The sequence below is a fragment of the Chishuiella changwenlii genome, from assembly GCF_900142565.1.
In the GTDB taxonomy this organism is placed as follows: Bacteria; Bacteroidota; Bacteroidia; order Flavobacteriales; family Weeksellaceae; genus Empedobacter; species Empedobacter changwenlii.
In genome coordinates, this window is record NZ_FRBH01000002.1 from 314881 (window position 1) to 340321 (window position 25441).

17 protein-coding genes are annotated in these 25441 nt (G+C 28.9%); 9 read left to right on the plus strand and 8 right to left on the minus strand.

Annotation, left to right across the window (positions count from 1 at the left end; translation table 11 throughout):
• Positions 1–37: 37 nt before the first annotated feature.
• From BUA86_RS03105 to BUA86_RS03120, 4 genes are all read left to right on the plus strand, one after another.
• Positions 38–1360, plus strand: a complete 1323-nt coding sequence (locus BUA86_RS03105) for a sensor histidine kinase (protein WP_072929755.1) — start codon at positions 38–40, stop codon at positions 1358–1360.
• Positions 1350–2042 carry a response regulator transcription factor gene (locus BUA86_RS03110; RefSeq protein WP_072929756.1) on the plus strand — a complete coding sequence of 231 codons (693 nt, stop codon included), beginning with the start codon at positions 1350–1352 and terminating at the stop codon, positions 2040–2042. The genes BUA86_RS03105 and BUA86_RS03110 overlap by 11 nt, the downstream gene beginning before the upstream one ends.
• Before the next feature lie 109 nt (positions 2043–2151).
• On the plus strand, positions 2152–3159 hold the full coding sequence (locus BUA86_RS03115) for an aldo/keto reductase (protein WP_072929838.1): 1008 nt from the start codon (positions 2152–2154) through the stop codon (positions 3157–3159).
• 54 nt (positions 3160–3213) lie between these two features.
• Complete coding sequence (locus tag BUA86_RS03120) at positions 3214–4110, plus strand: helix-turn-helix domain-containing protein (protein ID WP_072929759.1); 897 nt, start codon at positions 3214–3216, stop codon at positions 4108–4110.
• 119 nt (positions 4111–4229) lie between these two features.
• Here the strand turns inward: BUA86_RS03120 and BUA86_RS03125 are convergent, their stop codons facing one another.
• The 7 genes from BUA86_RS03125 to BUA86_RS03155 all read right to left on the minus strand — a co-directional run bounded on the left by BUA86_RS03125 (position 4230) and on the right by BUA86_RS03155 (position 15156).
• Positions 4230–4802, minus strand: a complete 573-nt coding sequence (locus tag BUA86_RS03125; RefSeq protein WP_072929760.1) for a putative periplasmic lipoprotein — start codon at positions 4800–4802, stop codon at positions 4230–4232.
• 133 nt (positions 4803–4935) lie between these two features.
• Positions 4936–5412 carry a hypothetical protein gene (locus tag BUA86_RS03130; RefSeq protein ID WP_143147223.1) on the minus strand — a complete coding sequence of 159 codons (477 nt, stop codon included), beginning with the start codon at positions 5410–5412 and terminating at the stop codon, positions 4936–4938.
• A gap of 193 nt (positions 5413–5605) precedes the next feature.
• A complete protein-coding gene (locus BUA86_RS03135) occupies positions 5606–6091 on the minus strand; it encodes a hypothetical protein (protein WP_143147224.1) in 486 nt (161 codons plus the stop codon).
• Positions 6088–9627: a DUF6443 domain-containing protein gene (locus BUA86_RS03140; protein WP_083580279.1), complete on the minus strand. Its 3540-nt coding sequence runs from the start codon at positions 9625–9627 to the stop codon at positions 6088–6090. Before BUA86_RS03140 ends, BUA86_RS03135 begins: the two co-directional genes overlap by 4 nt.
• Before the next feature lie 11 nt (positions 9628–9638).
• Positions 9639–12902, minus strand: coding sequence for a hypothetical protein (locus BUA86_RS03145; protein ID WP_072929768.1), 3264 nt, complete (start codon positions 12900–12902; stop codon positions 9639–9641).
• A 2-nt stretch (positions 12903–12904) separates the two neighbouring features.
• On the minus strand, positions 12905–14410 hold the full coding sequence (locus BUA86_RS03150) for a T9SS type A sorting domain-containing protein (protein WP_072929770.1): 1506 nt from the start codon (positions 14408–14410) through the stop codon (positions 12905–12907).
• 164 nt (positions 14411–14574) lie between these two features.
• Positions 14575–15156, minus strand: coding sequence for a DUF937 domain-containing protein (locus BUA86_RS03155; protein ID WP_072929771.1), 582 nt, complete (start codon positions 15154–15156; stop codon positions 14575–14577).
• 105 nt (positions 15157–15261) lie between these two features.
• On the opposite strand from BUA86_RS03155, the gene BUA86_RS03160 reads away from it, so the two are divergent.
• Positions 15262–16287 (plus strand): GyrI-like domain-containing protein, encoded by a 1026-nt coding sequence (locus tag BUA86_RS03160; RefSeq protein WP_072929773.1) that lies wholly within the window; start codon positions 15262–15264, stop codon positions 16285–16287.
• Between the two features lie 90 nt (positions 16288–16377).
• Positions 16378–19200: an excinuclease ABC subunit UvrA gene (gene uvrA / locus BUA86_RS03165; RefSeq protein WP_072929775.1), complete on the plus strand. Its 2823-nt coding sequence runs from the start codon at positions 16378–16380 to the stop codon at positions 19198–19200.
• On the opposite strand, the gene BUA86_RS03170 is transcribed toward uvrA, so the two are convergent.
• Positions 19197–20048, minus strand: a complete 852-nt coding sequence (locus BUA86_RS03170; RefSeq protein WP_072929777.1) for an AraC family transcriptional regulator — start codon at positions 20046–20048, stop codon at positions 19197–19199. The two genes, uvrA and BUA86_RS03170, sit on opposite strands and share 4 nt — an antisense overlap.
• A gap of 119 nt (positions 20049–20167) precedes the next feature.
• Between BUA86_RS03170 and BUA86_RS03175 the strand changes: the two genes are divergently transcribed.
• Genes BUA86_RS03175 through BUA86_RS03185 form a run of 3 tightly spaced genes read left to right on the plus strand, consistent with a single transcriptional unit; the run spans position 20168 to position 25407 of the window.
• Positions 20168–21397: an MFS transporter gene (locus BUA86_RS03175; RefSeq protein WP_072929779.1), complete on the plus strand. Its 1230-nt coding sequence runs from the start codon at positions 20168–20170 to the stop codon at positions 21395–21397.
• The gene (locus BUA86_RS03180; RefSeq protein WP_072929781.1) at positions 21397–22890 is read left to right on the plus strand and encodes a trehalase family glycosidase; all 1494 of its coding nucleotides are present in this window, start codon (positions 21397–21399) and stop codon (positions 22888–22890) included. The genes BUA86_RS03175 and BUA86_RS03180 overlap by 1 nt, the downstream gene beginning before the upstream one ends.
• Before the next feature lie 27 nt (positions 22891–22917).
• Positions 22918–25407, plus strand: coding sequence for a TonB-dependent receptor (locus tag BUA86_RS03185; RefSeq protein WP_072929783.1), 2490 nt, complete (start codon positions 22918–22920; stop codon positions 25405–25407).
• Positions 25408–25441: the final 34 nt, after the last annotated feature.

Below are 25441 nucleotides of genomic sequence, written 5' to 3' on the forward strand. Positions count from 1 at the left end.
TGTGCTGTTTGTGTAGAAAAACATAGTATTTTTGAGTATGAAACTTCCAAAAAAATATTATTCATCTTTGTTTGCAATTGTTCTACTAATCTTAGTTGCATTGCAAGCCTATTATATCTATAATTCGTATAGATTAATTGAAAGAGATTTAATTCTCTCATCTAGAGAAATAGCGACAAAAGTTATGAATGATATGGATGAGAAAAATGATATTAACAACGATAAACTACTTGCTTATTTTAAGCGATTAAATCACGAGAAGGATAAACAAATTAGCGAATTACAAGTTATTCAAAACAAAGCAAATTTTACAAATTCACAATATAGAGAAATTGTAGATTCTTTAATTAATTTCTATAATGCTCAACATAGTTTTGAGATAGCCATTCGCTCCGAAGTTTATTCTGTTTATGATGAAATTAATAAGAAAGAATTAATCATTCCAAATCAATCGTTTATATTTTATGAATCTAAGCGAAAGATTATTCATCCTATGAATATTAACGAAAGTGTGTGGTCTACAGATGATTTGAATACTGAGAAAGATGATAAACTTGGAACAGAAAAATCAGAAAGACATAAATATAAGATAAAAGCTAAAATTGATTTCGAACTATTGAATCTTAAATTTTTAATCATTAAAAAAATTATACCACTTATTTTAATAAGTTTATTAATAATTGGTCTAATTGTCTATTTATACTGGAAAAGTTTAAAAAATCTTACAAAACAAGAAGATAAAAATAATCAGTTGCATTTAACCATAGATTCTATTGCACATGAATTAAATACACCAATTACAACATTAAAATTTGCATCTCAGAATATTCAAGATTTGGAGACGAAACAAGTTATTAAAAGACAGATTAATCGATTAGAAAATACGATAGAAACAATTCTAATAAAAGATAATAAGAACGATGTTTTGTTGGACAAATTATCCATGATAAAAGTAATTGATGATTTAAAAAATCAATATGCAACAATTACTATTTTATCAACAATTAATTTCGAATATAACCACTTACTGAGTCAGTATGATTTTGAGCAAATCGTAAAAAATATGATCGAAAATTCTGTGAAATATGGTGCTACGAATTGTAATTTAAATTTTGATTTTAATCGAAAAATAAAATTAACTTTTACAGATGATGGAATTGGGATTCCAGTAAAAGATATTCCACATGTATTTGATAAATATTATCGTGTAGATAGAACAATTAATCAACACATTAATGGACTTGGAGTTGGATTGTATATTATAAAAACTATTGTAGATAGTTACAACGGCAAAATAACATTGCAGAATAACGCAGAAAAAGGAGTTGAATTTAAAATTGTGTTGCCAAATGAAAACTAAACTTATTTTAGTAGAAGATGATTTAGACTTGGGAATGGTTTTAAAACAATATCTCGAATTTTCTGATTTTGAAGTTATTTGGTTTAATCATCCGCAAGAGTTTCTATCAAATTTGGATCATTTAAAAACGGCTGAATTAGTAATATTAGATGTTATGATGCCAGAGATAGATGGCTTTACTTTGGCTAAACAATTAAAAGAATTAACGCCTATTCCTTATTTATTTCTTACAGCAAAAGGTCAAAGTTTTGATAGAATATTAGGACTCAAAATAGGAGCTGATGATTATATTACAAAACCTTGCGATCCAGAAGAATTGTTGTTGAGAATAAAAAATATATTAAAGAGAAATCAATCTTTTTCAGATATAATAATTCAAATCGGAAATTATAGTTTTAATAGAAATCAATTAACTCTTCAATATAAAGATGAGGTTTTTCAATTAACAGAAAAAGAGACAGAACTGTTGTATTATTTTATTCAACATAATCATCAATTGGTTTCTAGGAAAGAAATATTAGAAACTATTTGGGGTGAAAATGATTATTTTATGGGACGTAGTTTAGATGTTTTTATGACACGTTTGCGAAAATATTTTATTCACGATCAACAAATAAAATTTGAATCTGTTCGTGGAGTAGGATACAAGGTTGTATTACCTTTAGAAGAGAAAAAAATATAATTTCTATAATATAAAAATGCCTATCTGTAATTTGCATACGATAATCCCCATTTTGCATACATTAGGATTTTAGCTTTAGATGAAATTTGTACTAATAAAATTTAATAGTATGAAATTGAATAAAGTAAAATTAGGAAATCAAGGATTAGTAATTCCAAATATTGGTTTGGGATGTATGGGAATGACAGGTTTTGGAGATGCAGACATGTATGGAAAATCTGACGAGAAAGAAGCAATAGCAACTATTCATCGTTCTTTGGAGTTGGGAGGTAATTTTCTAGACACCGCAGATTTATATGGTCCTTTTAAAAATGAACAACTTATAGCAAAAGCTATTGACGGAAATCGTGATAAATACATTATTGCAACGAAATTTGGTTGGGAGATTGATGATAACAAACAAGTAACGTGGAGAATTAATGGGAGTAAAGATTATGTAAAAAAATCTGTAGAACGTTCCCTTAAGAATCTAAAAACAGATTACATCGATCTTTACTATATGCACCGTCTTGATAAGAATATTCCAATAGAAGAAACAGTTGGAGCGATGAGTGATTTGGTAAAAGAAGGAAAAATAGGTTACATAGGTTTATCAGAAGTATCATCTGAAACGGTAAAAAGAGCAAATAAAGTTCATCCTATTTCGGCAGTTCAAAGTGAATATTCATTATTTGAAAGAACGGTGGAAGAAAGAGGTGTTATTCAAACTTTAAATGAATTGGAAATAGGTTTTGTAGCCTACTCGCCTTTGGGAAGAGGTTTTCTGTCTGGAAATATCAAAACGATTGACGATATACCAGAAAATGATTTTAGAAGAGGAATACCACGTTTTCAAGAAGCTCATTTTTACAAAAATATTGAATTAGTAAAAGCTATTGAAACTATGGCAAAAGAAAAAGAAATTACACCTTCTCAATTGGCTTTAGCTTGGATTATTAGCAAAGGAATTATTCCTATTCCAGGAACAAAACGTAGAAAATATTTAGAACAAAATATTGAAGCAAGTACGATTATATTGACTGATTCTGATATTCAGAAATTGGAAAATATTGTACCTTTAGGAACAGATACTGGCGCAACATATGACGAATTTGGTATGGGACTTTTGGATTACTAAACTGTCTATTTTTAAAGAATCTCAACATAATAATGTTTTAACACCATAAGTAGTATGAACATAATAAAATCTATTTCACAATTTCATAAACTATTATCGCTTCCAGAACCAAAGCATCCTTGGGTTAGTGTTATTAACCTTTCTGAAAGTGTTTTTATAGAAGACGATGTATGGAAAGGTTTTGTAAGTCAGTATTATTGTGTTGCACTGAAAAGAGAAGCGACAGGTAAAATAAAATACGGACAACAATATTATGATTATGATAAAGGAGTACTGAGTTTTACAGCTCCAAATCAGATTCAGTATCTAGATTTAGAAACTATTGATTGTGAGAATAAAGGTTATCTTTTAATTTTTCATGAAGATTTTTTATTAAAACATCGTTTAGCTACTAAAATCTCAAGTTTCGGATTTTTCTCTTATGCAGTAAATGAAGCTTTACATTTATCGGAAGATGAAGAAAATAATTTATTAGAAATTTTCAATAAAATTGATAGAGAATGTGAACATATAGATCAATATACACAAGAAATTATTCTGTCTCAAATTGAATTATTATTAAATTATTCAAAACGTTTTTATGAAAGACAATTCATTACAAGGAAAAGTGGTAATCATCAAATCTTAACAAAATTTGAAGCCTTTTTAAACAGTTATTTTGATGAAGATTTTTCAGATAAAGGATTATTAACTGTTCATCAAATTGCTGAAGCCATGAATCTTTCTCCAAATTATTTGAGTGACTTTTTGCGTATTCATACAGGACAAAATACACAGCAACATATTCACGAAAAACTTATTAATAAAGCGAAAGAAGAGCTTTCAACAACTCAATTTTCGGTAAGTGAAATTGCTTACAAATTAGGGTTTGAACATTCACAGTCTTTTAGTACACTCTTTAAAAAGAAAACGAGTTTATCTCCTTTAGAGTTTAGACAGTCATTTAATTAGGTGTTCATTTAATAAAATGTAGCTACATTATAAAATATCAAAAGCCAGTATTTAGCTGGCTTTTGTTGTTTTAAAAATTAATCTTTTTTGTAGTCACGAGGATAATCTTCGTAAATTAACTATTTACATATTTTAAGATTTTCTCTAGCTTTTTTTGAACTAATTCCTTTTCCTAAAGTTTCAATATATATTTTTTTACCAACTTTATTAGTAAGCTGTTTTTCAAGAATTTTTATTCTCTTTTTTTCAATATTCCCATTAAAATGAACAAACTCAAAATTATTAATCTTTAAAATGTTCTTATCTGTAAAGTATGCTGTATCAATATTTATTAAAAGAAAGTAAGAATTTTCAGTATACATATATTTTTTATTATCTAAACTACTTGTGTAAGAGTAAATTATCTTATTATGCATATTTGTTGAAACTGAGACCTTTGTAGTGTCTTTTAAAATAATTGAAGTATTCAATTTATTATTGTTTCTTTTATTAAGAAAACTCCAATTTCCTTTTTGTCCCATTTTATTGCATCCATACACATCTTTTAGGATAAATGTAGAATCTTTAAAAAACATAATTTCAATATCGTGTTCTTTACTTTCGTTTATATATACATATCTCTTATTTGTAAAATTAGAACTACATGAAACTAATAATAAGATACTTAAAAATAGAAAAGTATAATATTTCATAAAACAATTTTGCACTATTTAGTTAATTATTGATTTCTTTTTCTATTTGTTTTTTACCAATTTATAATTCTTTTGGCTCCGCTAGAATTTGACTGAGTGAAATAATTGTTTTTATAAAAAATGTATTTAATCGTTAATCTTTTATTTTCATCTTCAAATGATTTAAAAATATAGCATTCACATGTTTATCTAAAAAAGAATATTTATTCTTAAATTTTTCAAAACCTATTTTATCATACTCCTTAATTAAAGTATTATCAATTGAAAAAGAATTAATCATTGCAATTGTATGAAATTTTTCTTCATCAATTATTAGTTCTTTATCTATTATTTTCTGAATAAAATTTTTTAATGGATAGTTTTTATATTCATCTTTATCATGTAAGTAGAATAAACTATAAATTGGAGTTTGAATTACTGAATCATTTTTTGAATAAACATATATATCAGCAGATTCTATACCTAATGCTACATATACATCTCCATTTGTTTTAGTTTTTTCATACAACTCATAAGCCGAGATTATCTGGTCTATTAAATTATTTTTTGACTTAGTTAAAGAACATGAAAAAATAAAGGGTATTATAAAAATAACTAACAAATTCTTCATATTATGTTTTTCTTTTTTTGCACATTAATGTATCCTGTTGCTGTAGTTGTTATAATCTCTCTTATGACAAAATTTTCATTTAATTAAATGTAGCAACTTTATAAAATAACAAAAGGCAAACCAACGTTTGCCTTTTGTGGTATTGTGAACATTGGGTTGAAATAATACGGTTATAACATTCTCCGTTATACTACTAATGTGGATAAAAACATCCAGTATTAGGACTTAATTCAATAATTTCATACAATACATTATCAATATCTACATATTTTTCGTAATCTCCTTTGTACTCGTAATTAGTATTGTTTTTTATCTCTGTAAATTTTGAACAATCTGTTTTATCAGTAATAGTATTTGTTCTATAGTAACTATTAAATGCCTCAGGAATATCATTTATACATATCTTTTTCAACGTAATAGTGTATATAGTATTTTCTTTTAAATGACAATTATAGAAAATACCTCGATTTATAATTTGTGCATTACTTTGTTTAAAAGGAACTTTGACATTCATTCTCAAAGTGTCTTCACTCTTTATAAATACGAGTTCATTATTTACAAAACTTTTGTTTTTAGTTTCCTTGTATTGATGATCAACATAACGTAATGTCATTTTTTCTTGTGCTTTACAGTTGAAGAACAAAAAGAACATTATTCCATATAATATTAATAGTCTCATGGTAATTTTTTTACAGATTTTAATTCTCCAGTTGGGCTTGATGTAATTTCTGTAGAAGGTATGTTAACCCCTCCGATATTTACTGTGGTTTGTTTTGTTGTAGATGTAGCTCCTTGTTGTAATTCAAACTTATTAGTAGAATTATAATCATATATAACAGTTTGGAAACCATTTGAAGCAGCTCCTGTCGCAAAATCAGTTCTTGTAGTAATCGAGCTATCTCCAACCAATTCACCATAGATTTTACCTTCTACACCTAAACTTGCTGCATGAGCAGGAGTAAAACCTCCAGATTCCTGAATTTCATTTATAAAATGCCCTATTGCCGCTCCTTGTAAAGCTGTACTTGCATCACCTAATTTTTTCAAATCAGTAACATCTATCTTCATTTCATTATAACTATCTATAAATACTCCCTTATCATCTCCTTTCCCTCCAGTTAATCCAATATTATATGTTGTTGAAGAATTTATTCCATTATCTATTACCTTAGCTAATTCTGCGGATTTAGTTCCTGTAAAGTTCGCATCAGCTCCATTATTTTGTAATTTACCAGAAGAATTTATAGAATAATTGTTACCAGTTGAAGCTTTAAGCATTCCAAGATATGCATCTTGCTCTTTTTTAGTTCCGCTTAAAATAATATCACTTGGCGCCATCCCATCAGGATCTATGAAACGAATAGGATTATTAAACGCATAGTTGTAAGGTGAATGACGTCTCATTTTCTCTGCCATTGGATCAATATTAAACCAACGTCCTAAAGCAGGATCATAATTACGAGCACCGTAATCGTAAAGATTAATGTCTAAATCTGTTTGCAACTCTTTTCCGTTGTATTTATAGTTATAAGTTTTTCTACCATTCGAAGGATTATCTTGTATTCCTATAGATGCTATTGTTACAGGTTCTTCTGGGAAAGGAGTAAATCCTCCTCCTGGAGGATCAACAGGTAGAGTATCGTCCATATCATAATCAATAGGTCTACGATATCCATAACCTGTATGTTTTAATCCGAACGGATAATAATTATTATCTTCCAAAATAGTTAAATTTCCAGTAAGACCTCCTTCATAAGTTAAACGTACATTTCCTAAATGATCTGTATAATTGTAAACATAGTTAAACTTTGATCCGTTTTTAACATTTACATAACCTTCTGCTGTTGGAAAAAATTGAAGAACTCTTTTTTGATTTCCTAATTCAAATAATTCCTCTTCGTACTGAAAACCATTTGCATAATATGTAACAGTTACAATATTATTATTGGTAACAGTTTTCTTTAATTTTATTCCGCTCGCATCATAAAGATAATTAATTTTTTTTGAAGCATTCCAAAGTACTTCTGTAGGTAAATTTAAATCATTATAAGTTATTTTCGTAATACCTTTGTTTAAATCTTGAACTAAATTACCATTACTATCATAATTATAATCGTTTCCTGATGAGTTTCCATCTTTAAAACCTTTTTGTTCTGTAGTTGTATCAGTTACACTTAATAATTTATTAGAATTAGTTTGATAATCATAAACTAAATTATCAATCCAAACAGGATTACTTGATAAATCTTGGCTTCCAGAACGAATTATTCCAAGAATATTTCCATTTTTGTCATATCCTATTACTTCTTCATTATGAGCATTAAGAACTTCATTTTCACCTTTTATAGATTCTGCTTTCAATAATCTATTCAAGTTATCATAATTATATCCATAACTTCTTACTTTATTCTCTAAAGAATTTTTCCAAAGAATCTCAGTAATATTTCCATTGTGCAAAGTTCTAAATTTAGATTTTGTTTTTTTATCATAATTTAAACGTAAAGCAAATAAGTCTTTAAAAGTACCTGTTTCTTCAGCATCAATATTATTAATATCTGTTAACCAACCACGAATATTGTATTTATAATCTACGATTTGTAGATAATCTGAATAATTATTACTCCCTACTTTTTTACTTTCTAATTGATTGATTTCATTGTAATTATTAGATGAGATTCTCTGTGTAGGACCACCATTTATTTGGTGTGTTTGTGATTTTAATAACTCATTATCATAATAATCAAAAACTTCATTAATCGTTATTTCAGGAGTATTTATATCATCTAACTTATGTCTGGTAACTGTATTTAAAACTTTTCCTCTAAAATCTAAAGAAGAGGAAGTTGTTTGAAAACCATCTAAGTAATTTTCTAAATGAGTTGTTACAGGACGTACATATTCTGTATCGTAAAAAGTATAAGACTTATTCCATGTTGTTGTACCTAAAACATTAGTTAATGTCGCTACTGCTAATCCTTTTGTTCTTGTGTCATTTTCACCTATAAGCTCTTGACCTGCTATTAAAGAACCAGCAACCATCTCTAAACTTTCGTAATTATCGTAATAATTAACGGTTTGTACAGTTAAACTACCATTAGGAAATTGTTCATTTGTATAATAAATAGTTGTACCATTATTGCTATAAACAGTTGAAGTTCTTTCTTCATTATTAGGTGTTCTTTTATTATTTAATGCAGATTGCATGGCACTTCTAGTAGCAGTGTTTTTAAAGAAACCAGAATAAACAATGCGTCCAAATTTATCATACTTAAAGAATGTCCAACCTTTGTTAATTGCTGAACGTTGATTGGCATCTTGTTGTAGAGTTAAACGATCTTGCGTATCATAAACCATGAATTCTCTTCCTTTTCCTGGAAGTTGCTTTTCAACTAATCTGTTTTTATCATCGTATTGGTATTGGTAACCTAATTCAGCTAAGTTATCTATGTAATTTCCAACCTCTATTAATTTTGGAGGAAGTACATACGTTAAATTTCCATAAACATCATACACATAATACGTATCGTGTCTACCAGATGAATTACCTGTTACAACAGGAATATCAATTCGTTTTAAAACTACTCTTCCTTCTTGGTCTTTAAACTCCTCAATAGGTTGTTTATTTTCATCTGTGGTAACCGTTTTATAAAGCGTATTAGGTAGATAACTTCCATTTGGAACTAAACTTGGGACAAGAGTTAATGAAAGTGAAACATCAAAACGAAGAACCTCGTCTGTGATATTTGATTCATAAGAAAATCCTATTTCATGATTTGAACCTTTTTTCCATGATTCACCAGGTGCAGCTTGGAAAAGGACGCGATTAAGAGGAGAATTCTCAAATGTTTTTTGAGAATATGGTGTTGTATCTCCCGTTAAAGTATTGTAAAAAGAGGTTCCATTAGTTTGCGGACTAATTTGGTTGGAACCATCTGTAGCAGGAAAAGGTAAAAACTCCTTCTCTTGGCGTCCAAATCCATCATAATCAAAAGGAGTTATAATTGTTTTTCCAGTAGGAGAGCCAGCAACTTGTAAAGCCTGTTTTTCTCTACCTAGACCATCAAAATAAACAACAGTTTCTTTTTTCTTAGAGCAATCCTCTTTTAAACATTCAATTGTACGAACAAAGTTTTCTGTTGTTGTTTGAGCAGATATTGTACTTGTAAAACTTAAAGCCAAACTAGTACTATAAATAATTTTATAAAAGTGTTTCATTTAAATTTAGCTTAAGGTTTATAGTTGTATTGAAATGTTTTTAAAACTTCGTTTTTATCGTTTTTAATTTCTTCTAAACGATTTGCAGAATCATACGTATAATTTTCTGAAATTCCATTTGGTCCTGTAATCTGTGTAACACCTACTAATGGTTTGTAAACATAAGTTGTAATCATTGCATTTGGTAAAGCTGTACGTAAACCACTAAACGAATCTTTAGTTAGACTTCCATTGTTACTTAAATTTTGTAAATCAGTAACAAATTGTTCCACTGCAGAATAGTTAGTTCCTTCTATTTTAGCAATAGGATATTGAGTATTATATCCCCAAATAATAGCAACAGGAAGACCATTTTCTACTGTATATTGTGTTATATTTCCTTTAGCGTCGTAACTATTATACACTATTTTACGATCAGTAGTTCTATTTAATTCAATACCATTACCTTTTTTCTGAAAAACAGCAGATTTTTGTAAGATTCCATAAAATTCATTGTATTGATTATGAACTTCTGATACATACGTATTTCCAACTTTTTGTTTAACAATAATAGGCTCTGCAATACGATTTTCATTAACTAAACGATTCATTTTAGTACTTTCAACATAACCAGTTGTTAAATCAGGTGGATATTTGTATTCTGTTGTTAGTACTTCTCCTTTACTATTTTTTGTAGTCTGTTTTGTTAATTGTGTATGATTTTCACTATCGTGGATGTAGTTAATTTCAGTTACAATAGGCTCATTATTCTCAAAATATTCTGTTGTTGTGGTTTTAGATAAATTATAATTATGAGAAATTGATTTATATTGATATGCATTGTAAAATATCGACATGTTATCTTGTGTATGATATGGAAAATCATCACCAATTTTTGTACAAAGCTTATAACCATATGAGGAGTTATTAATATCATCAGCTGTACATTGATGTAAATGCATTCCTACAGGACCATCTGGTTTACTGTTTTCACGAGATATAATGTTATTTACTTCTATTTTTTTATTCTCATTATAAAAATATTCAAATCTAGTATCTTTCAGAGTTTTTAAATTTTTATTAAAAATTAAATTTTGTTTTTCTATACCATTATCCCAACCAGTATTTGAATATTGAGCTTCGTTGCTGTCAGTTCCAGCATAATGAGCTGCAACAGCATCTCTATTTATAATGAATTCTTTCTGTTCTCCACCATTTTCAAAATTATCTCCTCCAAAACTTTTTGATACAAATTTGTACTGAATATGACTTCCTTCATTTCCTGCTAATGGTATTAAACTACTTGATCCTATACTATATGTTTCATAAGGTGTGTACATTCCTGGCAGTGTAGGTCCAGAAGTACTTGGACTTGAGCAATAAGACAGTTTCGTTGATTTTTTTATAAAATATGGGTTATATCCTAGTTCTCCTGATGATTTTGTTAAATCGGATGTTTTTGCATAATGATATCTAACTGTATTAGTATGATTATCTGAAATGTTTTGGATACTTTTTACTCTATTTCCTCCAGTTAATATATTGGTGAAATTTTCAATTGGATTTTGTTTGTAATATTTTATATATGCAAATCCTCTTGAACATGATGGAGATAATCCTGAAACTTCTAAAATATAATTTTGTCCTTTTTGTAAATTAGCATAATAGGTTCCATTAAGATTTTTTGTTATTGTGATACTGTAAAATGGTATAGATATTGGATTAGTAGAATTATTAATACCAATTGGAGTTCCATTTTGACTAAGTAATCTAACATTCATTCTTTGACGATTTGTGTCATCTGCATCTCTACATTCCACAGAATTATCATCAAATTTCACTTCTAAATAAATTTCTACTTTTTGATCAACAGGAGAGCTAAAGGTTAAATTTTTATTTCCAATTCCTGAAATTCCGGAATAGACATTTAAATAATCTACTTCTTTTATAGGTAGAGTGGTTTGCTTTCCGTAATAACTATTATTTTCATATTCAATTTTAGAAGTTCCTTTAGTTGGATATTTTATTTCTGTAATTAAACCAATTTTTGATTTAATTTCACTTAACTGTCTATTAGATTTTGGATAATTTAAATACTCAAAATTTTCAACACTTGGGACAAGAGTTGTCCCATTTCCATCATTATAATATCCCCAATAATCTTGAGCTAAAGTTAATCTTTTAGGAAGTAAATTAGGATTATCGTATGTAAAAGAATATTTCTTAGTTTTATCTAAATAATTTAAATCTTTTAAAAATACACGATGATTAGCTGTAATAAGATAATCTAAATTAATGTCTTCTATTAAGTAATCACCAATTTGATACTTTATTCTTTTTAAATAATTTGTTCTATTTTCTGTATCAAAAAATAAGTTAGCATATTCAAAAGATATTACAGAATTGTCTTTATTATTAGTAATTTGTTTAATTCTATATGTACTTGTCTGCATTCTTGTCTGCATCATAGGAGATAATCCTTTTACACTTTTAGAAGAACATCCATTAGGCACATTATATGAATTAAGTAAGAATTCATAACTTTGAGATTGATCTGTTGTATATTCTAAGAATTCTGATTCATATGAAATTGAGACGATGTATCCATTTTTATCTTCAATTTTTGTTAAATAAAACGCAGAATTTCCATTATAATTTCGCATAGACCAACCTGCACCTATACTTCTTGTTGTTGTACTTTCTACTAAATCAAAAGTATATTTAGTTCCATTTAAATCTTTTACTGTAAAAGATTTATTTGCAAGGTTTATTAAATAATCACTTTGTTTAGCTTCAAGTATTTTGTTGTCATTTATAACAAATTGCGTAGAATAGATTCCGCTAATATTAAGTCTATACAAATCTCTTTCAGTATTTATAACATCTTCTCCAGCAGCATCTTGTATAAATCTATTTTTAAAAGAGGTTGGAGCATTATCTGCTAATACTGTAAAATCAAAATAGGAATCATTTAATCCTCTAGTAATAACAGAAACAACTCCTCCCGCATCTAATCCCCATCCTAATCCTACTGTAGAATTATAGTCATCAACTTTAATTCCACTAGAAGAATAATTTAAAGAAATAGGAAGTTTTATATTACCAATACTATACGATAAAAGATCAATCTTATTTTGAAAAGATCCTGTAAATTCACCTATTTCTATATTTCCATAATTTCCTAATTGATAAGCATTAGGAGAAGGTGGAAATATTTTAGGAATATTACTATTATTTTCTTGTGCACTCAGAAAGTTCACCATTCCTAAAAGAAATAGTAAGTATATTTTTTTCATGATTACTTTTTAATAATTTTAATAGATTCAGATTTGTTATCTGTTTTAATTTTTAAGATGTAAACACCACCAGGGTAACTTCCTAAAGAAATAGGAGTAGAACGGTATTTTACATCTTTAGTTTGTAGATGCTGTCCAGCAAGGTTATAAACTTCGATAGAAGAAGTCGTAAACTCTTTGTTGATAATTACATTCACAATATCTGAAGTAGGATTAGGATAAACTTCTAATGATATACGTTTTATATCGTCACCTTCTTTTCCTAATTTCACCAAATAAAAATCCGATTGTCCTTTGTTTCCTTTTGCTTGTTGAGTAGAATTTCCAAATAAAATAGTAGAACCATCACGTGTTGTGATTGCTTTCTCTAAATAATTAAAACCTTTTTCACCAAATTTCTTTTCCCAAACAGAAGTTCCATTCTTATCGAATGATTTAGTGATGTAGTAACTTTCAATTTCGCCTGAAGTAGCTTCTTGTAAACTTGAAATTTTATTAGCAGTTAAAAGGAAACTATCATTAACATTTCTAATTTCAGTAATCGATAAATTATTTTCAACTTTTAATTCAGTTGTTTTAATTGGTTGAAGACTAAAATCTGTTTCAATAACTTTAGAAGTTATTTTACTTCCATTTTTTTCGTTAACAGCAAACAGATAATGATCCTCTTTTTGCTCAGCAGAAATTAAATAATTTTCATTGTTTAAACCAAGACTATTTTCAGAACGAATGTTTCCTTCATTATCAATTTCAACAATCCATGTTTTATTTCCGTTCTGCTCAACCGTTTTATTTCCACTTGCAGGAGAATTAGAGTTTCCAACCAATATGAAACCATCTTTTGTTTGTAGAATAGATTTTACTTTATCATCATAAGTACCACCAAAGGTTTTCTCCCAAATAAGTTTACCTTTTTTATCGAGCTTAATCATGTAATAATCGTTTCCACCAAAGTTTTCGCTTTTCTTTAATTCAGATGGAGTAGAGTTAGAGTTGGCAGCAATAAGGTAGCCACCATCTTCTGTAACTAAAACATCTGTAGGAATATCATTTCCATTTCCACCAAAAGCTTGTTGCCATTGTAAGTTACCATTAGCATCAATTTTAATAATCCAAATATCTTCAGCACCTTGGTTTTCGCTAGTTTTATCACCAGATTTAGTAGAAGTAGAAGCACCAGCTAAGATATAACCACCATCTGGAGTAGGTTTAGCTGCATACAGAAAATCTGTTCCACTTCCACCAAAAGAATTTTGCCATTCTTGTTTTCCATTTTCGTCCATTTTCCATAGAAAATAGTCTAAACTTCCTTGGTTATTTTTTTTGATGTCACCCGTAGCATCAGAAGCCGAACTTCCAAGAATAAGGAAACCATAATCTGGAGTTGGAATGGCATTATATAAATATTCAGCATGTTCTCCACCAATAGATTTTTCCCACACGACTTCTTGCGCTGAAAGGAAAATCATTAAAAAGAGAGAACAAACAGAAAGTAAAGTTTTTCTCATATAATAGTGTTAATAATTGTCAATAAAACTAATGCAAAATATTTATTTAAAAAAAAAGGAAAGTATCACTTAATATAAAAATAATTCAAGTAGTAATAGTTACAAACAAAAAGAGCTGTTTTAGAATTCTAACACAGCTCTTTTATATGATATTTTTTTAAAAATTATTTCTTAAAGAAACCTCCTAACATTCCCATTACGTCAGAAGCTCCTAATTTTCCGTCACCATCTTGGTCGAGCATTTTTTCAAATCCTCCTAAGTTTATTCCTTCACCAGAAGTTGCACCTCCTAATAAATTACCTAATAAACCTTGTATTCCAGAAGAATCTGCACCTTGTGCTTGTTTTTCTTTACCCAAAAATCCCATTACAATTGGAGCAACCATTGCTAAAACTTGTGTAACCTGATTAGTACTTAAACCAGATTGTTGAGAAATAGCAGACTCAACATTTTGTTGTTTATCTCCTAAAATATGACCAAGAATACCTTGTCCATCTTGTTGATTACCTCCTTGACCTAGAAAACCAGAAAGGTTATCTAAAATACTTCCGTCGTGTTTTTCTAATGCATTCGCAATACCTTCCGCATTTCCGTTTTGTGCATTTTTGTTTAATGCAGATAATAACATAGGTACAGCAGAAGTTACAGCAGTTTTGGCTTGACTTTCATCAACACCAATTTTAGAAGCAACAGATCCTATGATTTGTTGTCCAATTGAACCTGATAATAAAGAATTTAAATCCATAAGTTTTAATATGTTTACTCAAATATACTATTTTTTGAGATTAATTTTTCATAAATCTGTCAAGTCCAATAAAGTATTTATATTTTTGTATATTCAATCTAGTAAATGAAACAAATAAATTTTTTCTTAGTTATAGTAATTGCGTTAATTGCATTAGTCCCAATTGTTTTACCAAGTCGTTTTGATGAAAAATTTGAACATGAATTTGATGCTCCAATAGGATTGGTTTATGATGAATTTTATAATCTTCGTCAATTTTCCAAATGGCAACAATTCACAGCTTCAGATTCTTTAACGGTTAAAAAGTTTTCTAATAAAAATGAAGACGAGGAGAATTATATGATTTGGGATTCTGAAAATGCATCTGTAGCTTCTGGAAAAATAACTGTTGATAACTTCTCAATTAATAACTTCGTTAACTACACCATTAAATACGATGGGTGGGAAAAATTAGACAGTTTAAATGTACAATTCGTACAAGAAGAAAACGGAAAAACAATTGCTAGATTAAATTACTTAAGTCAAGACATACCTTATTTCTACCGTTATTTTTCATTCTTTAAAAATCCAAAATCTAAGTTTGAGGAATCAATGGATCATTTAAATAATCAAGTTAAAGTACGATTAGATAAAGATAAGAAAGAAGGGAAATTAAATTATGGAGAATATAGAATTGTAGAGTTTTCAAAAGTTAATTTACTAGCAATAAAAAAACAATCTAAACTATCCGAAAAAGATATTATGAATGATATTGATAATGCCTTCGGTACAATTTATAAATCTTTAGCGAATAAAGAAGGAGGTGTTGATTTCGATTTAGGTTTTCCTTATATCTATTACACCGATTTTAATAAAGATAAAGTAACATTTTTTGCAGGAATACAATTAATAGAAGATTTACCATTACAAAGGGAAATGAAAAAAGTTGTTGTTCCAAAAGGGCAATATTTATTATCTCTACATTTAGGTCCTCGTTCTAAAAGACAACAAACTGTTGATAAAATGAAGAACTATGCGAAATCTAAAAAATTACAATTACTAGATAAACAGTTAGAAGTAATGCTAAATGATCCAAAAGAAACAGATAGTGTTAAACTAAAGTCTAGAATATATATTCCGATTAAGAAATAATTTTAAACAGACTCTTAACAAATTTTAAAGTATTATTAGCCATATTTCTGTGGCTATTTTTTGTATTTTTGCATCTTCTTACAACATAACATGGACAAAGATTTTATTGAAATTTACGGAGCGAGAGAACATAATCTAAAAAATATAGATGTGAAAATTCCTCGCAACGAACTTGTCGTAATTACAGGATTAAGTGGAAGTGGAAAATCTTCGTTGGCTTTTGATACAATATATGCAGAGGGACAACGTAGATACATTGAAACTTTTTCGGCCTATGCTCGTCAATTTTTGGGAGGTTTAGAACGCCCAGATGTTGATAAGATAGATGGCTTATCTCCAGTAATTGCAATAGAGCAAAAAACGACCAATAAAAATCCACGTTCAACGGTTGGAACAATTACAGAAATTTATGATTTTTTACGTTTATTGTATGCTCGTGCATCTACAGCTTATTCTGTAGAAACAAACGAGAAAATGGTTGCGTATACAGATGATCAAATTATAGAATTAATTCGTGCACAATACGAAGGTAAAAAAATAGCCATTCTTTCTCCAATTGTTCGATCTCGTAAAGGTCATTATCGCGAAATATTTGTAACCTATTCTAAAAAAGGATTTTTACAAATGCGAATAGATGGCGAGTTGCAAGAAATAGCGCCAGGAATGATGTTAGATCGTTATAAAACACATGACATAGAGTTGTTGGTTGATAAGATGTTATTGAATGATAAAGTTGTAGACCAACGTTTACGTTCAAGTATCGATCAAGCAATGAATCAAGGAAATGGAATTACAATGATTCTGGATTATGAAACAAACGAAACACGTTTTTTCTCACGTTCCTTAATGTGTGCTGCAACAGGTGTTTCTTATGCTTTACCAGAACCTAATACATTTTCATTTAATTCACCAAAAGGAGCTTGTCCTACTTGTACAGGTTTAGGAGAAATAAAAGAAATTAATCTTGATAAATTATTTCAAGAAAAGGATAAATCTTTGTTCGATAATTTAGAAGAATTATTCGAAACATTAAAAACATCTTCTCGTATAGAGAAACAATTAGAAGCCATTTTTGTAAAATATAACTTAGATCAAAAAACAGCTTTTAAGAAATTACCACAAGAATTAATTGATGATGTAATGAATGGATTAACAGAAACATTAAATGTTGATCTAAAATTTGCATCAGTTAAAAAAACATATAAAATAGATTTCGAAGGATTAAACGAATTTTTATCTGAAATTATGGAAGATAAAAATAATCCGTCGTCTAATGCGATTAGCAAAAAGTTCGGGCGAAAAATTGTTTGTCCATCTTGCGAAGGGAAACGTCTAAAAAAAGAATCTCTTTTCTTTAGAATTGATGATAAAAATATAGGAGAAGTTGCCGAAATGGATCTTCATTCATTACAAAAATGGATTGAGGATGCGCCAATTTCAATGACAGTTAATCAACAACAAATTGCATATGAAATCTTAAAAGAGATTTACACGCGATTATCTTTTCTATTGGATGTAGGTTTAGATTATTTAAGTTTAAATCGTTCTTCTAAAACACTTTCTGGAGGAGAAGCACAACGTATTCGTTTAGCAACACAAATTGGTTCTCAGTTGGTGAATGTTTTATATATTTTAGATGAGCCAAGTATTGGTTTACATCAAAGAGATAATGTTCGATTAATAGATTCTTTGAAAAAATTACGTGATATAGGAAATTCAATCTTAGTTGTAGAACACGACAAAGACATGATTTTAGAAGCGGATTATGTAATAGATGTTGGTCCGAAAGCAGGTAAAAACGGAGGACAAATTGTTTGGGAAGGAGAGCCTAAAAAGATGTTGAAATCTGATACATTGACATCAAACTATTTAAATAATAAATTAAAAATAGAGATTCCGAAAGAGAGAAGAAAAGGAAATGGAAACCTTTTAAAACTTTCGGGTGCATCTGGTAATAATTTAAAAAATGTAAATCTTACAATTCCTTTAGGAGAATTAGTGGTTGTTTCTGGAGTTTCTGGAAGTGGAAAATCAACATTGATTAACGAAACACTTTACAGAATTTTAAACCATCATTTTTTCCGTGCAGAAAAGGAACCAATGCCTTATAAGAAGATAGAAGGTTTAGAACATTTAGATAAAGTAATAGAAGTAGATCAATCTCCAATTGGACGTACACCAAGATCAAATCCTGCAACTTATACAGGAATTTTTTCAGATATTCGTTCGTTATTTACAAACTTACCAGAATCTAAAATACGAGGTTATAAACCAGGGCGTTTTTCATTTAATGTAAAAGGAGGACGTTGTGAAACTTGCCAAGGAGCTGGTTTACGTGTAATAGAAATGAATTTCTTACCAGACATTCACGTAGATTGTGAAACATGTAATGGAAAAAGATTTAATAGAGAAACATTAGAGGTTCGCTATAAAGGAAAATCTATTGCAGATGTTTTAGATATGACAGTAAATGAAGCGGTAGAATTTTTTGAAGCAATACCAAAGATTTTCCGTTATGTAAAAATGCTACAAGACGTAGGTTTAGGATATATTACACTTGGGCAACAATCGACAACATTAAGTGGAGGAGAAGCACAACGTGTAAAATTAGCAACTGAATTGGCTAAAAAACAAACCGGAAAAACAATATATATTTTAGATGAACCTACTACAGGTTTACATTTTGAGGATGTAAATGTATTAATGAAAGTAATTAATAAAATTGTAGAGTTCGGAAATACAGTTATCATTATCGAACATAATTTAGATGTAATTAAATTAGCAGATTATGTAATTGATATTGGTCCAGATGGTGGGAATAAAGGAGGTAAAATAGTTGCAGAAGGAACACCAGAAGAAATTGCTAAAAACTCTAAAAGTGTTACAGGTAAATTTCTGAAAGGAGAACTTTAATTAAATTTATTTTGCTGAATAAAATCTGAAGGTGTTTTATGAATAAATTTTTTGAACACGCGGTTGAAATAAGTTACATTATTAAAACCACACAGATAACTACATTCAGCAACCGATTTTTCTTGAATTAAAAGAAAACATGCTTTTTCTATTCGATAGCGATTAACAAATTCTGTAAAAGTAATTTGTGTCGCTTTCTTGAAAAAATTACAAAATGCAGGTAATGTAAGATTCACTAATTCAGAAATATGTTGAATTTCAATTTCATTTTGATAATTATTTTCAACGTATGTAAAAATTGTCTGCAATCTATTTTTATTCTTAGAAATTATTGTGTGTGGCATAATTTCTTTATTCAATAATTTGAAATCTTTACTTTGCGAAAGAATCAATAATATTTCTAATAATTTTAAATACCTCGGATAACCAGAACTTTCATATAAACGTATAAGATGAGGTACTATATCTTTTCTTGTCTTTTTCCCAAAAAGTATCCCATATTTAGAAAGTTCCATCATTTGCTGAATGTCTTTAAATTCTATTATTTCACTTGCTGATGGAATTACATTGGCATTAAATTGTACAACATACTCTTCGTGAGGGTTTGTAGAATTTAATCCAAAACCAGAATGTGGAACATTAGACCCTATTAAAACTAAATCACCATTTAAATAATTGCTCTTATGGTAACCTACGTGCCTTGTACCGTAGCCAGATTTTACACACACTAATTCTATTTCGGGATGATAGTGATATTCCCAAGATAATTCAGCAATAGGTTGATTAACATGTAAAACTCTAAAAGAAGAATCTAAGTCCTTTTTAACAATTTCGTAGCTAATATTCATTAAATTAATTTTAATATGAACTAATTTAATTAAAATATATTAATATAGTTCAAGTATTGGTTTATAATGTTAAATTATTGTAAATCGAATAATTATAACTTGCTTAAAGAAATTGACACATGAAAAACTACAAAATAAAATTCACGTTATATTTAAATTATTTAGTATTTGCAATACTTCTCAATTCTGTAGGAACAATTATTCTAAAAGTTCAACAGAATTTTGATATAACTAAAACACAAGCAAGCGTTTTAGAAGGTTTCAAAGATTTACCAATTGCAATTTGTTCATTTTTAGTAGCTTCTTTTTTACCAAAAATTGGAATTAAAAAATCCATGTTAATTGCATTAGGTTTCGTGTCAATTATGTGTTTTTTTATGACACAAGCCAATGAGTTTTGGTATTTCAAACTATTATTTGCTACCATAGGAGTTTCATTTGCACTAATTAAAATTTCGGTTTTTACATCAATTGGTTTAGTTACAAATACAGATAAGGAGCATTCGAGTATGATGGGTTTCTTAGAAGGATTTTTTATGATAGGTGTATTATTAGGGAATCTTTTATTTAGCTTTTTTATTGATGATAATAATCCAAAATCAACCTCTTGGTTACAAGTTTATTGGATATTAGGAGGATTAAGTCTTCTCTCATTTATTTTCTTATTGTCAACCAAATTAAACGAAAGTGAAGCTAAAATAGAAGGAAGTAACCTAATTTCTGACGTAAAAAATAGTTTGAGACTCTTTAAGTTTAATAAAGTTTTATTGTTTTTACTATGTACATTTTTATTTGTTTTAGTAGAGCAAAGTTTCCAAACATGGACACCAACTTTTTACAAAGAAGTGCTTAAAGTTCCTACGAGTATGAGTGTGCAAGCAGGCGCAATTTTAGCGGGTGCATTTGCTTTGGGAAGATTTTTATCCGGATTTTTTTCAAAATCATTTTCATGGATTTACATCGTTACTTTTTGTATTGTAGGTTTCGCAATAAGTATTTTATTGGTTTTACCACTTACACATGAAAACGAAAATGTGTTGAATGCCAGCTGGCTCAATGCGCCATTAGTAGTTTATCTATTTCCTCTAATGGGAATATTTTTAGCACCAATATATCCAAGTATAAATTCTATAATTCTTGCATCAATCCCGAAATATTTACACAGCTCAATGTCTGGGTTAATCGTAGTTTTTTCGGCTATTGGAGGTACGATTGGATCAATGCTTACAGGAAGTCTTTTTCAAGAATTTAGCGGACAACATGCGTTTTATTTATCCTTAATTCCGCTTGTATTATTGTTAGGATCAGTTTTAATGATGAATAAAATGAACAAAAAAAATATCAATTAATGAATAAGCAATTACATTTAGAAGCAATTGAAAGTCTATTTGATGAAGTTCAAAGACAGAAAATTTTTGAAGATCAAAAAATGATGACAGATGCAATTCCTCGTTATTTAGTACAAGAAATTATGTCTAAATATGAAGAAGAAAAGACGAAAGAGACTTTTAATTTAAAGGAATTTATTCTTCATTATTTTGATTTTCCTACAACTAATCAATCCTATCAAAAAAATGAGAATCTATCAATAGAAGATCATATTGAGAAATTGTGGGATCATTTAACAAAAACATCAAAAGAAGATATCGGTACATTACTTCAATTACCAAAACCTTACATCGTTCCAGGAGGTAGATTTAATGAGTTTTTTTATTGGGATAGTTTCTTTATTATGTTAGGATTAAAAGAATCTGGGCGAGTAGAAATGATGCGAAATATTGTAGATAACTGTGCTTATTTGATTCATAAATTTGGGTTTGTTCCCAACGCAAGTCGAACATACTTCTTAAGCAGATCTCAACCACCATATTTTTCTTTAATGTTACAACTATTAGCTGATACAGTTGATGATAAAACATTGTTAATAGAGTTTTTTCCTACGTTAGAAAAAGAATATAATTTTTGGATGAATGGAGAGCAAGAAATTGCGAATAATCAAGCTATAAATAGAGTAGTAAAATTAGAAGACGGAACGATATTAAATAGATATTATGATGCAAAAAATCAGCCTCGTCCCGAAAGTTATTGGATTGATGTAATGGATAATGAAAAATCAGATAAAAATGATTTTTACAGAAATATTCGTGCAGCTTGCGAATCTGGTTGGGATTTTTCTAGTAGATGGTTTGCAGATCCTTCAAAAATAGAAACGATAGAGAAACTGAATATTCTTCCAGTAGATTTAAACTGTTTATTATGGAATACAGAAAATTTGCTTTCAGAAATAATTCAAATTATAGATAGTAAATCTCCAAAAATTAAATACTACCAAGAAAGAGCAAATAAAAGAAAAACTGCAATTCAAAATTATTTTTGGAATGATGATAAAGGAATTTATGTCGATTATAATTTTTCTAAAAAATCACAAACATCATCAGAACATGTAGGAATGTTATATCCATTACTTTTTAAACTAGCTGAAAATTCTGAAGCGGATAAAGTAAGAAATTTTATAGAAAACAATATTCTACATAAAGGAGGATTAGTAACAACTACAAAAGAGTCTAAGCAACAATGGGACTTTCCGAATGCTTGGGCACCATTTCAATGGCTAGGTTATCAAGCATTTGAAGAATATAATTATAAGGATACATCATTACAAATAGCAGAAAATTGGTGCACTCTTGTAGAGAAAACGTACAATGAGACAGGTAAGTTAATGGAAAAATATAATGCTGTCGATTTAAATGTTTTAGCTGGAGGAGGAGAATATCCAAATCAAGATGGATTTGGTTGGACCAATGGTGTATACTTATTTCTGAAAAATAAACTAAATAGTTAAAATTAATAATTTATCAAAACCACACAAATGAATAAAAAACCATTTATTTTAGCTTTAGGAATATCTTTATTTTATTTTCAACAAGCAAAAGCTCAAGAAGTTATAAAAGACAGTATTCCTGTAAAAACGGAAGAAGAAATTTTTCCTATGGATACTTTAAGGGAAGTAATTGTCACAGGAAGTGCCAACCCTAAAAGAAAAATAGAAACCAGTACAGCAGTTTCTACATTTACAGAAAAAGACATTCAAAAACAAAATCCAATAAGTACAGCAAGCTTGTTACAAAAGGTACCTGGATTTGCAGTTGAAACATCTGGAGGTGAAGTTGGAAATAATTTATTTGCCAGAGGTATTCCTTCTGCAGGTGCTTACGAATATGTACAAGTACAAGAAGATGGAATGCCAGTTTTTGAAGACGGAGCTTTACAGTTTGCGAATGCAGATAACTTTTTTAGAATAGATGCAACTACATCAAAATTAGAAGCGTTAAGAGGAGGTTCGGGTTCAGTTTTTGCCTCGAATGCACCAGGTGGAATTATTAACTTTATTTCCAAAGAAGGTCAAAATAAATTTAATGGAATTACAAAGTTAGAAACGGGTAGTTATGGACTAATGCGATTTGATACTAATTTAGGAGGAGCTCTTGTTAAGGATAAACTATTCTATAATGTAGGAGGTTTTTACAGAGTAGATAATGGTATTAGAAATCCTGGTTATAAAGCAAACAATGGAGGTCAGATAAAAATGAACTTAAAGTATGTTTTTGATGAAGGTTTTGCTAAAGTTTATTACAAAAAATTGAACGATAGAAACTTATTTTTATTACCAATTCCTTTATTACAAGACGGAAACAAAATTTCTGGATTCCCAGGATTTAATCCAAATTACGGTACCTACGCATCTAGAAATCTATCTAAATTAAAAATTCCACAAGCAGGAGGAGGCTTTTTTGAAAGAGATTTAGAAAATGGTGTTAATCCAAAAGTAGATGTTATTGGAGGTGAGTTTAAATATAATTTAGGAGAAGGATTCACTGTTAATAATAAAATTAGATATACTAATATCAATTTAGGTTATACAGGTATTTTCCCGAGTGGTGTGCCAACTTCTGCAGCAGATTTTGCAAATAATTATACAACAGCTGGAGGAGAATCTTTACCAATAGAAAATTTTCGTTACACTTATGTAGACAATGGTCAAATAGCTAATCCTGAATATGTACAAAAAGTAGGGTATTGGGCGATAGATAAAAAGATGAATAATTTTGCAAACGATTTACGATTCGATTATAAAATTGATAAATTATCGATGTCATTAGGTTTCTATAAATCTGTTTGGAAATCTGCTCAAAAATGGAACTGGAGTAATCTGTTAGTAGAAGTTAAAGATGACGTAAGATTATTAAATCTTGTTGACGCTTCATTAAATCCAACAGATAACAACTACTCTAGAACATATAATGGTGTTACAGATATTTCTTGGTTAACAAGAGATTCAGAAATAAAAGGTAGTGTAAATGCATTATATTTTAACTTAGATTATCAAGTAACAGATAATTTAAATTTTAATGGAGGTATTCGTTACGATAACAATACTTACAATGGAATCGTAGATAAAGCGGGAGCAACTCTTTCAAATTTAGATGCATCTAATATGACAGTAGATGGAGGAGCTTACAATGGAACAAATGGATTCAACACAACTTCTGCAGACAATAGCATGTTAGTTTCTGGTGGACCTTACCATTATTGGTCTTATAAAGTAGAAAAGATTTCAGGAACTCTTGCAGCTAATTATAAGTTTTCTAATTCAGATGCCGTTTTTGCTAGATATTCTCATGGGTTTAGATCACCTATAGAGGAAGCGTTTTATGACAATTACCAAGATTTAAATTCTTTAAAACCAACCATAACTAATCAATACGAATTTGGTTACAAACATTACCAATCAAATTTTGATGTAACCGCTATTCTATTTAGTTCTAGTTTAGATGATATTCGTTTTTCTGATATTCTATCTAACGGACAATCAGAAAATGCTTACGGTAGTACAAAAAATTACGGATTAGAATTAGAAACGAATTTAAGATTATTTAATCGTGTTTTAGAATTAGGATTAAATGGAACAATTCAAGATCCTAAATTTAAAGAGATTCGACAAAATGGTGAAGATTTAAAAGATAATGTGGTGAGAAGAATTCCAAAATTATACTTTGTTTTTTCTCCTGCTGTTAATATTACTAGAGAATGGAGAACTTATGTTAGTATGAATTATTATGGAATGAGATATGCTGACAATACAAACAAACAAGAGTTACCTTCTTTTACTGAATTTGGTGCAGGAATGTCGTATCAATTAGGTAAAGTTAGATTCGGAGTTGATGGAACTAATATTTTTAATACAATTGGATTAACAGAAGGTGATCCTAGATCTGGTGTTACTTCTGGACAAGGAATTATTATGGCAAGACCAATTTTAGGTGCTGCTGTAAGATGTTCTATAGCGATCGAATTTTAAGAATATTTACAATAATAATTTAATAAAAAACGCT